Origin of the sequence: Microbacterium sp. 5K110, assembly GCF_005774735.1 — a bacterium.
Taxonomy (GTDB): Bacteria; Actinomycetota; Actinomycetes; order Actinomycetales; family Microbacteriaceae; genus Microbacterium.
Map to the genome: position 1 here is coordinate 1 of NZ_VBUM01000106.1, position 10,287 is coordinate 10,287.

Annotated in this window: 9 protein-coding genes; 5 read left to right on the forward strand and 4 right to left on the reverse strand. The window is 72.0% G+C overall.

Going from position 1 to position 10,287, the window contains the following annotated elements; translation table 11 throughout:
* The 4 genes from FE256_RS18265 to FE256_RS16245 form a co-directional block, all read left to right on the forward strand.
* Nucleotides 1–515: hypothetical protein (locus FE256_RS18265; protein ID WP_212743540.1), on the forward strand; the 515-nt coding region annotated here is incomplete at its 5' end.
* 182 nt (nucleotides 516–697) lie between these two features.
* On the forward strand, nucleotides 698–1,390 hold the full coding sequence (locus FE256_RS16235) for a phosphocholine cytidylyltransferase family protein (protein ID WP_138177733.1): 693 nt from the start codon (nucleotides 698–700) through the stop codon (nucleotides 1,388–1,390).
* A gap of 56 nt (nucleotides 1,391–1,446) precedes the next feature.
* Entirely contained in the window at nucleotides 1,447–2,376 is a 930-nt protein-coding gene (locus FE256_RS16240; protein WP_138177735.1) for a hypothetical protein, read from the forward strand.
* Between the two features lie 72 nt (nucleotides 2,377–2,448).
* Nucleotides 2,449–3,783, forward strand: coding sequence for a maltokinase N-terminal cap-like domain-containing protein (locus tag FE256_RS16245; RefSeq protein ID WP_138177738.1), 1,335 nt, complete (start codon nucleotides 2,449–2,451; stop codon nucleotides 3,781–3,783).
* Nucleotides 3,784–3,790: 7 nt separating this feature from the next.
* Here the strand turns inward: FE256_RS16245 and FE256_RS16250 are convergent, their stop codons facing one another.
* Nucleotides 3,791–5,020, reverse strand: a complete 1,230-nt coding sequence (locus FE256_RS16250) for a CDP-glycerol glycerophosphotransferase family protein (RefSeq protein WP_171024387.1) — start codon at nucleotides 5,018–5,020, stop codon at nucleotides 3,791–3,793.
* 42 nt (nucleotides 5,021–5,062) lie between these two features.
* Here FE256_RS16250 and FE256_RS16255 point away from each other — a divergent pair, with 42 nt between their 5' ends.
* Nucleotides 5,063–6,148 (forward strand): glycosyltransferase, encoded by a 1,086-nt coding sequence (locus FE256_RS16255; RefSeq protein WP_138177740.1) that lies wholly within the window; start codon nucleotides 5,063–5,065, stop codon nucleotides 6,146–6,148.
* A 17-nt stretch (nucleotides 6,149–6,165) separates the two neighbouring features.
* On the opposite strand, the gene FE256_RS16260 is transcribed toward FE256_RS16255, so the two are convergent.
* The 3 genes from FE256_RS16260 to FE256_RS16270 all read right to left on the reverse strand — a co-directional run.
* Nucleotides 6,166–7,623, reverse strand: a complete 1,458-nt coding sequence (locus FE256_RS16260; RefSeq protein WP_138177742.1) for a CDP-glycerol glycerophosphotransferase family protein — start codon at nucleotides 7,621–7,623, stop codon at nucleotides 6,166–6,168.
* Nucleotides 7,620–8,894 carry a CDP-glycerol glycerophosphotransferase family protein gene (locus FE256_RS16265; RefSeq protein ID WP_138177743.1) on the reverse strand — a complete coding sequence of 425 codons (1,275 nt, stop codon included), beginning with the start codon at nucleotides 8,892–8,894 and terminating at the stop codon, nucleotides 7,620–7,622. The genes FE256_RS16260 and FE256_RS16265 overlap by 4 nt, the downstream gene beginning before the upstream one ends.
* Nucleotides 8,895–8,933: 39 nt before the next feature.
* Nucleotides 8,934–10,287: S1C family serine protease (locus FE256_RS16270; protein WP_138177745.1), on the reverse strand; the 1,354-nt coding region annotated here is incomplete at its 5' end.

The following is a 10,287-nucleotide window of genomic DNA, read 5'->3' on the forward strand; positions in this document are numbered from 1 at the left end:
GCTTCGCCGCGGGGGTGCGGGGCGTGGCGGGCTTCTTCGCCGCGGGGGTGCGCGGCGTCGCGGGCTTCTTCGCCGCGGGGGTACGCGGCGTCGCGGGCTTCTTCGCCGCCGCGGCCCGTGGCGCTGCCGGCTTCTTCTCGCCCGTCGTGCGCGGTGTCGCGGGTTTCTTGGCGGCGGTGGAGCGCGGCGCGGCAGGTTTCTTCTCTGCGGCGGCCCCGGGTGCGGCGGGCTTCTTCGCCGCCGTCGACCGAGGGCTGCGCGGCGAGGACGTCGTGGAGGCACTGCGCGGAGACGACGCGCCACGTGGGGCCGATTTCGGTGTCGTCGGCGTGTCGTCGCCCCCGGACTCGTCCGCGACGGCCGCGGCAGAAGACGCGGGTCGACGCGGGGCGCGGGGCTTGCTGACGCGCGGCTTCGCCGTGGGAGCGGCGTCGACGCTCGCCGCGTCGTCCTCCGACGAAGCGGGGGCGGACTCGGGGGGCTGCGGCAGCGACGCTGTCATCACTACAAACTAGCAACCCGCTCCGACACGAACCCTGGGGCGGGCCCAGGGAACGAGATCCGACGTCATCACGAAACCACAACGACCAGAGCGAATAATGCACCTTCTCAGGCCGTCTGGCTAGCATGAATTCGACACGAAGGCGTGACTTTCCGGTGAACCGGAAATGACAACTCATCCCCCCAGGAGCCTGCCTTGACCCTTCAGATCGTCATCCTCGCCGCGGGCATGGGCTCGCGACTCGGTCGCAGTCTGCCCAAACCTCTCACCGTTCTGGCCGACGGCCGGAGCATCATGCAGCAACAGCACGACAACGTCCACGCCGCGTTCGGACGCGACGCACGCATCACGACCGTGGTCGGCTACCGTGCCGAGACCGTCGTCGACGCCTTCCCCCGGGTCGACTACGTCTACAACGACCGCTACGACCAGACCAACACGTCCAAGAGCCTCCTGCGCGCGCTCGGCGCAACGGGGCGCGGCGGCGTGCTGTGGATGAACGGCGACGTCGTCTTCGACCCCCGGGTCCTCGGGCGCGCGGTCGAACTCATCGATGCCGACCGGTCGTTCGTCACCGTCAACACCGCCAAGGTGAGCGACGAAGAGGTCAAGTACACCGTCGATGCCGAGGGCTTCGTGAAAGACCTCTCGAAGGTGGTCACCGGCGGCCTCGGTGAGGCCGTGGGCATCAACTACGTCTCGTCCCGCGACAAGAAGACCCTCCAGCGTCACCTCCAGCGCGTCGACGACCAGGATTACTTCGAGCGCGGCATCGAGCTCGCGATCGCGACCGAGGGCATGCGCGTGGAGCCGCTCGACATCTCCGATCTGTACGCCGTCGAGGTCGACTTCGCGGAAGACCTCGAGCGCGCGAACCTGTTCGTCTGATTCGCGGCGCGAGTCAAGACCCCGCCGATCCGTACCGCGCGGGGCAGGATGTTCCCATGGCCGAGAAGGTGCACCGCATTCATTCCCTGCCCGACGACGCGCCCTGGAAGGGCGGGCTGCCGCCGGAGGGATCCGATGAGCATCCGCGCACGATCCGGATGCTCGACCGTGTGCTGGCGGTACAGCGCCCCGCGGTCCTCGCTCACTTGCGCAGCATCCGACTCCGGCATCCGGATGCCTCCACGCAGCAGATCCTCCGGATCCTCGAGCGGCGCTATCTCGCTGCGGTCACGACCGGTGGCGCCGCCGTGGGCGCGACCGCGGTCGTCCCCGGCATCGGCACGGGCGTCACTCTCGCGTTGAGCGGGGTCGAGACCGTCGGGTTCCTCGAGGCGACGGCACTGTTCGCCCAGTCCGTCGCGGAAGTGCACGGGGTGGCCGTCGACGACCCCGACCGCGCCCGAGCGCTCGTGCTGACCCTGATGCTCGGCAAGGAAGGGATCGACCTCGTCTCGCAGCTGGCCTCCCAGGCCGCCGGGCGCGGCGGCAGCCGTTCCACCTATTGGGGAGAGTTGGTCACCAAGACACTGCCGCGTGCGGCGGTCGGCCCGCTCGTGGACCGGCTGAAGACCACGTTCGCCCGACAGTTCGCCGCCCGCGGAGGTGCGTCCTGGCTCGGCAAGGCACTCCCCTTCGGTGTCGGTGCCGTGGTCGGCGGGGCCGGGAACAACATCCTCGGCCGACGCGTCCTGGTCAATTCGCGCCGCGCCTTCGGTGCGCCCCCGCTGATCCTGCCGCGCGACATCGAACCGCGCCCCGGAGCGGAGCGACTCGAGCGTCGCGCCGCCGGCGGAGTCCAGCGCGTGGGCGGGGCGATCGCCGGAGCGGTCGGGTCGGCGACCCGACGCACGGGGTCCGTGGCGCGAAAGGCACTCCCCCGGCGCAAGGAGCAGCCCGACGACGACACGTCGACCGAGGCATCCTGACCGCCCTTCTCATCGACTCCGTCCGGACGCAAGACCTGGGCGCAAGCGCGCGGATGGCGTTAGCCTCGCGACATGGGCGACCTCCTCGATCTCCTCGCCGTCTGGATGCCGCGTCAGCGCTGGTATGGGACGAAGGGCCGTGATCCACAACTGACCCTCGTTGCCGAGTGGAAGCTGGATGCCGCGGCATCCCGGCTGCTTCTCGTGCGCGACGACGCCGCCACTCCCCCCGTGGTGTATCAGGTGCCCGTGTCACGGCGCGACCCCGAGGGTGTGCTGCCCGGGAGCCTGATCGGTCCCGCGGATGAGGGACGGGTCTGGTCGGATGCCACGACCGACGGCGCCTTCACTGATCTGCTCTTCGGCTTGGTGTCCTCGGCCGGAAGCGATGCCCTCGCTCCGGAGGGGCTCGTCGGGATCCCCCTCGCGACCCCGTCGACCGTGCCGGAGGTGTCCGTTCCCGCGCGTGTGCTCAGCGGCGAACAGTCCAACACCTCGATCATCTTCCGGCCCGAGGGTGGGCGTCCGGTCATCTGCAAGCTCTTCCGACAGGTCAATGCCGGGATCAACCCCGACGTCGAGCTGCAGTCGGCGCTCGCCAGCGGCGGGGCCACCTTCGTCCCCGCGGCGATCGGCGAACTGCGCGGCACGTGGACCGCGACGAACGGGGAGAGCGTGACCGGGTCGCTGGCCTTCGCGCAAGAGTTCTTCGACGGCGTCGAGGATGCCTGGCGCGTCGCCCTGCAGGCGGCGCTCGCCGGCGACGACTTCACCGCGTCCGCTCGTGCCCTCGGCGAGAGCGTCGCCGGAATGCACGTCGCGCTGGCCGCGGAGTTCCCCACGGTGGCCCCCGATGCCGTGGTCCGCTCCACCATCGCCGCAGCCTGGGAGCGTCGGCTCACGATCGCGCTGGCCGAGGTGCCCGCGCTGACCCCCTACGCCGAGCGCATCCGCGCCGTGTACTCCGCGGCAGCGGCAGCGGAGTGGCCGCCGCTGCAGCGGGTGCACGGCGACCTTCACCTCGGTCAGGTGCTGCACACGCCCACGAACGGGTGGGTGCTGCTGGACTTCGAGGGCGAACCGCTGCGTCCGATCACGGAACGGCGGAGCCCCGACCTCGCGGTCCGCGACGTCGCCGGCATGCTCCGGTCGTTCGACTACGTCTCGGGCGCGGTGGCGGAAGACGATGGAGCCGCCGTCCGGGCGTGGGTCATCGCCGCGCAGGAGGCGTTCCTCGACGGATACGCCGCGACCGTGGGGACGGGACCGGCGGCGCCCGACACGCTCCTCGCGGCCTTCGAGCTCGACAAGGCCGTGTACGAGGCGATCTACGAGACGCGCAACCGCCCCGACTGGATCGGCATCCCGCTCGCGGCGATCGGACGGCTCGCGCCCCTCGAGCGCTGACGCCCGTTCACCCGGCGGACGAGGCGTTCCGGTCGTCCCACCGTTCCATGAGCACGCGCACGGCATCGTGGAAGCGACGGGTCGAGGATCCGGACGCCGTGTCGCCGAAGTAGTGCCGCACCCAGTGGTCCAGGCGCTCGACGGCCGCGGGGTCGCCGAGCACGCGATCCGCCCGCTCCACGATGTCGCCCGAGTCCGCGGCATCCAGCCATTCGCACGCGGCGAGGTAGCCCGTGTCGTCCACGAGCGCCTCGGGGTCGACCGGCCGGGTGATGAGCAGCGGTTTGCCCGCGGCCAACCGGTCGTAGACCATCGCCGAGATGTCGACGACGGCGAGATCGGCCGCCGCGAGCTGCCAGCCGAGGTCGGGTGCGGTGTCGTGCACGTGCTGCGCGGCGGGGTCCGCGGCGTTGGCGGCGGCGAGCGCCGCCACGATCCGCGCGTTCGCGGCGCCGTACGCCGGATCCACGACGCCGGACCGAGGGTGGGGGCGGTACACGACGCGGTCGCGACCCGTGGCCAGCAGCGCCGAGACCAGCGCCTCGCCGTGTGTCACGATCGAGCCGTAGTGGGCCGAGGGCCGGTCCCCCTCCCACGTCGGGGCGTACAGCACGACGCGGCGGTCGTCGGGGGTGTAGGGCAGCGCGCCGGAGTAGTGGTCGGCCTGGGGTCGGCCGATCGCGAAGGTGCGCCGGTCGAGGTCGTAGTCCCACAGGGCGCGGGACAGCCGTGCGCGTGCGGCATCCCCGGCGATGAAGGCGTAGTCGTACGCCTTGAACTGGTTCGTGGTCATGTACATCTTGTCGGACTCGCCGTGGTTGATGAACACGTGCCACCGGCGGCCGTATCGGAACATCTGGAAGTTGCGGGTGTTCTGGTTGACGTAGAACACGATCCGGACGTCCTGCTCGTCGAGCACCTGTTCCACGTCGCGCACGGTGGGGGCGTAGGCGACCGGGAGCGCGTCGTCGCGCAGCAGCGCATCGGCACCGCGGATGGCGCGCGAGATCACCATGACGGGCCACTCGCGCGCCAGCTCACGCAGCGGGGCGTACCACTGACGCATCTGGTACATGTTGACCGGACCGTCGGCGAAGTACACGGCGATGCGGAAGCGGTTCCGCGGAAGGGGGCCGCGCTCCGCGAGCATGCGGCGCAGATCGATGCGCGCGCGTCGGGTGGCGAGGGCCTTGCGCAGCAGCCCGACGGCGAGGACGGCGTCGCGGGCGAGAGGCATCGTTCCAGGGTACCGGCCAGGTCGGCGTGAAAGGATCGCCGGATGCACCTCGCGACCCCCGGCCGCCGAGACGCGCCCGTTCCCCCCGACGACGCCGGCGTGAGCTTCGTCATGCCCGTCCTCAACGAGGAGCGGTATCTGCGCCGTGCCGTGGCGTCGACGCTCGCGCAGGAGGTTCCGGGGCCGGTGGAGCTCGTCCTGGCGCTCGGACCGTCGACGGATGCCTCGCGGGCGATCGCCCGCGAGATCGCCGCCGCCGATGCCCGCGTGGTGCTCGTCGACAATCCGGCTGCCGACATCCCGGTCGGCTTGAACCTCGCGATCCGTGTCAGCCGGTATCCCACGATCGTGCGCGTCGACGCGCACTCGGAACTCCTGCCGGGGTACACGCGACGCGCTCTGGCGACCCTCGCGCGCACCCGCGCCGCGAACGTCGGCGGCGTGATGCGCGCCGACGGCCGGTCGCCGTTCCAGCGAGCGGTGGCGCGGGCGTACAACTCCCGCGTCGGTCTCGGCGGCGGCGCCTACCACGGCGGCACCGAGGAGGGCGAGGCGGAGTCGGCGTACCTGGGCGTGTTCCGGCGGGCCGCGCTCGAGGAGGTCGGAGCGTTCGACGAGTCGATCCGCCGCGGCGAGGACTGGGAGCTGAACCTGCGCATCCGCCGCGCCGGGTACCGGGTGTGGTTCGATCCCACGCTGTCGGTGGTCTACTGGCCGCGCGAGAGCTGGCCGCGGCTGGTACGGCAGTTCCGCGCCACCGGCGCGTGGCGCGGCGAGTTGGTGCGCCGCTACGGCCGACGCAACTCGCTGCGGTTCTTCGCTCCCCCGGCTCTCGTCGTCGCGGCGGTCGCCTCGATCGTCGTGGGCGTGCTGCAGGCGACCGGGGTGGTGCGCGGGCGACGGGCCGGCCTCGTCCACGCGCCGGTGACGGCGTACGCCGCGCTCGTCGGCGCGGTCGCGCTCGGCCGCGGCGGGGGTCGCGGCTGGCGGGACCGGGCGTGGATGGCGGCGGTGCTGCCGTCGATGCACGTGCCGTGGGGTGCGGGGTTCCTGTGGGCGATCGCGCGCGGCGCCCGCGACACGGTCGACACCTCGCGGCTGGACGGACGCAACACGCCGCTTCCCTGAGCCCGCGGCATCCCGTCTCAGTCGCGGTCGACGAAGCCCTGATCGAGGATGCGGGCGACGACCCGCTCGGCGGCCCGGCCGTCCTCGCGCGCGACGAACACGCGCCGGAACCGCTCGTACCTTTCGCGGAAGATGTGCGGATCGACGTCGGCGATCGCGCGTTCGAGCTCGTCCTGCGTCCGCACGACGGGACCGGGGGCCGCCTCGAGCAGGTCGAAGTAGAACCCGCGCAGCTGTCCGCGGTAGTGCTCGAGGTCGGGCACGAGGAAGTACATGGGCTTGCCGGTGATGCTGAAGTCGAACATGACCGACGAGTAGTCGGTGATGAGGGCATCGGCCGCCGCGAACAAACGCGCGGCATCCGGATACCCCGTGACGTCGATGACACGCGGGCCGCGCGCGTCCTCTCCCGGCAGGAGCGTGCGCGTGTGCCCGCGGACGAGCACGACCGCGTCGGCCGCCCTCGCCAAGGCGGAAGGGTCGACGAAGTCGACGATCTCGTCGCGGTCGTCGCGCCAGGTCGGGGCGTAGAGAAGCACTCGTTCCTCGGCGCCGATCCCCAGGCTCCGCCTCGTCGCCGCGCCGTCGTCGGCCTGCAGCGAGTCGTTGCGCGGATACCCCTCGACCCAGATGGGACGCCGCCGGAACGCGTACGCCCGCGAGAGCACCCGCGCGGCATACGGACTCTGGGCCAGGAGCACGTCCCAGCGCCGACTCTCGCGCAGCACGGCGAGCATGCGCCGCGGGTCGAATCCCGGCCGGTGCAGCGCCAATCGCTTGAGCGGCGTCCCGTGCCACGTCTGCAGCACCGTCTGACCCGGCGTCCGGACGAACCGACGACGCAGCCAGTCGTTGACCACCAGCAGCCGCGCGGCGGCGCGGGCCCGCCACCACTCGGGGCTGCCCTCGACCACCGCGACCGCCCCATCGGGCACCGGCACCGACAGGTCGACGACGCTCCAATAACGAGTGACGCCGGGGGCGACGCGGGCGAGCTGACGATCGATCGCGTACGGGTTGCACCCCGCCGTCCGGCCGTAGAAGCTCTCGAAGAACACCGCGTTCTCGAGTGGCTGGCGCGAGGTGGCGTACCGCCGTTCCAGTGCGGCCTGCCCCTCGCCCGATTCGTACGCCGGGTCCACGGGCGGCCCGACCCGAAGCCGACCGCCGTCCCATGCCGCGCTGAGGCCCGGCAGGACGGTGCGGGCGAGGGATGCCGTGGGAGGCTCGGCATCCTCGGCCTCCCCCGGGTCGATGTGCAGTCGGTACTCCCCCGTCGGGAGCGGAAGCTCGGGCCCACCCCACCGGGCGGCGCGCAGCGGCAGCACCGCGCGCCAGGTGCGTCCGCGACCGTGCAGGCGCGCCGCGACCCGCGCGCGGGGACCCTCCAGCGACACGGCCGCAGGCCGGGGGCCCGTGCCGGAGATCTCCAGAACGGCGAGGCCGTCCTCCTGGGTGAAGCGGGCATCGGTCATGGCGTCCTCTTCCTTCGGCTCCCCGCGGAGCGGCCGTGGCGGCGCGCCTCGGCGTCCATCCGCGCGCGGACGGCCCGGTGCACGCGCTCGGCATTGCGCCCGTCACGGTGCGCGTGCACGGTCGCGCTGCGCCGACGAGACGCGTCACGCGCGACGGACGGATCGTGCAGGATGCCGTCGAGCCGATCGATCGTCTCGTCCCAGGTGCGGGCGGGGTCGTCACCGGCGACGTCGGCGTAACGTCCGTACAACCCGCGCCGCGCCGTGTACTCCTCGAGGTCGGGCGCGAAGAACGCGACCGGCAGCGGCACGAGCGCAGCGTCGAAGGCCAGCGACGAGTAGTCGGTGATGAGCGTGTCCAGCCCCGGGAGCAGCGGCGTGACGTCTGCGACGACGTCGCTGCCGAGCAGCCGGATGCGCCCGCTCGACGGGCGGTAGTCGCCGGCGCCGAGCGGGTGCGGACGTACCAGCAGGACGGCGTCGTGCCGCGACAGCACCTCGTCGATGCGGTCCCACTCGGTCGCCGTGGGAATCGCGGGGTCGGGCGCACCGTCACGCCAGGTCGGCGCGTACAGCACGACGCGGCGCTCGTCGAGATCGAGGTGCAGCGCGGCCGAGATCGCATCGCGCGCCGCCCGTCGGCGATCCGCCGCGGACCCGCGCGAGAGCACATCCACACGGGGTTCGCCCGTGACGGGAACACGGGAGTCGTCGAGGCCGAACGCGGTCTCGAGCCGACCGCGGACGAGATACGACGCGGCCGGGATCAGCGAGATCTGCCGCATCGTGCGCCGGTACAGCACGGCGAGCAGCCGGTTCACGGCCCGCGATCCCGGGAGGAGCGCGCTGCGCGTGGTCTCGGGTGAGTCCAGCCCGATCCGCTTGAGGGGGATGCCGTGCCACAACTGCACCACCAGCGCTCCCGAGACCGCATAGCGCTGCACGTCGCCGAAACCGTGCGTGACGACGATGACGCGAGCGCGGGCGGTGCGCCAGAGACCGCGGAGCGAATCGCGCCGCACCCACGGGATGCCGAGAGCCTCGGCATCCGCCGCCTGGACGTCGTCCGCAACGAGCCAGGACGTTCGCTCGCCCGCCACCGCAGCGACCTGCCACAGCGCGAGGGCGCCGTCGGCCACGCCGACCGCGCAGCCGAAGACCCAGCGCTCGCGCGAACGCGGGACCACCGCCGTCAGCAGTCGCCCCGCCACGTAGAGCGGAATGCGCTGGAGTTTTCGCGCATTTCCCGCACCGAACGAGAAAGACGCCACCCCGCGAGCCTATCGCGGGGTGGCGTCCGGACCCGGAGGTCAGTTCTGCATGGCGCCCAGCGTCACCTCGGTGGTGCTCTGCTTCCCCCCGCGCACGTAGGTCACCTTGGCCTCGGCACCCGCGGCGAGCGCGCGTACCTGCGCCGTCAGATCGACCGAGTTGGTGATGGGGATGCCGTTGAACTCGGTGATGACGTCACCCTTCTGCACTCCACCGGCCTGCGCTGCTCCGCCGGCCGAGACGTCGGCGACGTAGGCACCGGTCGTGGTGGCACCCTGGATCGAGGCGGCGTCCTGGACGCTCGCGCCCAGCAGACCGTGGGTCGCCGCACCGGAGTCGATGATCTCCTGCGACACGCGCTTGGCGATGTCGGAGGGGATCGAGAAGCCGACGCCGATGTTGCCGGACTGGCCCCCGCCGGGCGACGAACCGCCCGCGCTGGCGATCGCGACGTTGATGCCGATCAGCTTCCCCTCGTCGTCGACGAGCGCGCCTCCGGAGTTGCCCGGGTTGATGGCGGCATCCGTCTGGATGACGGCGATCTTGATCGTCTGGGTGGCCTGGGGGCTCTGCTGGCCCTGACCGAAGTCGAAGAAGAACGGGCTCTCGCCGCCGGGCTCGCTGCCCTGGTCGGAGTCCGAACCGTCCTTCGGCGCCGCGGACGAAGCGACCTGGATCGACCGATTCAGCGCGCTGACGATACCGGTGGTCACGGTGTTGGGCAGGCCCAGAGGCGCACCGATCGCGACGGTGTTGTCGCCCACGTTGAGCTTGGACGAGTCCGCCCACTCGACGGGGGTCATGTTCGACGCGTTCTCGAGCTTGATGACCGCGAGGTCGTACGTGGGGTCGGTGCCGACGAGCTTCGCCGCGAACACACGACCATCGGACGTGGTGACCGACAGCTGCGCGTCCCCGGTCTTGCCGTCGAGCGTCACGACGTGCGTGTTGGTCAGGACGTAGCCGTCGTCGCTGAGGACGACACCGGATCCGGTGCCCCCAGTCTGTCCGCCGCGAGCGCTGATCGTGACGACGCTCGGAACGACCTTCGCCGCCACGGCGGCGGTGGCGTTGACGTTGCTCGGGTCGTTGACCGTGATCGCGGTCGGGCCCGACGCCGTCGCGCCGTCCGAGCCGCCCCAGAGGGCGAGACCGGCGTAGGTGCCGCCCAGACCGGCGCCACCCCCGACGAGTGCGGCTGCGACGAGGAGAGCCGCGATCTTGGCCCCGGAGCCCTTCTTCCGCGACTTCGCGGTCGCGTCCGACTCGGGCAGGGCCAGTGTGGGCTGCGTGCCGAGCGCGCCTCCGGCGGCGGGGCCGAAAGCCTGCCCGGTGGGGGCGGTGGCACCACCGGGAGCAGCGGCGTACCCGTGGGCGTGCGGGGCGGGGTGC

Coding starts and splice junctions, on each gene's coding strand:
- FE256_RS16240 (WP_138177735.1), top strand. CDS start 1,447: ATGGCCGAGAAGGTGCACCGCATTCATTCCCTGCCCGACGACGCGCCC.
- FE256_RS16245 (WP_138177738.1), top strand. CDS start 2,449: ATGGGCGACCTCCTCGATCTCCTCGCCGTCTGGATGCCGCGTCAGCGC.
- FE256_RS16250 (WP_171024387.1), bottom strand. CDS start 5,020: ATGCCTCTCGCCCGCGACGCCGTCCTCGCCGTCGGGCTGCTGCGCAAG.
- FE256_RS16255 (WP_138177740.1), top strand. CDS start 5,063: ATGCACCTCGCGACCCCCGGCCGCCGAGACGCGCCCGTTCCCCCCGAC.
- FE256_RS16260 (WP_138177742.1), bottom strand. CDS start 7,623: ATGACCGATGCCCGCTTCACCCAGGAGGACGGCCTCGCCGTTCTGGAG.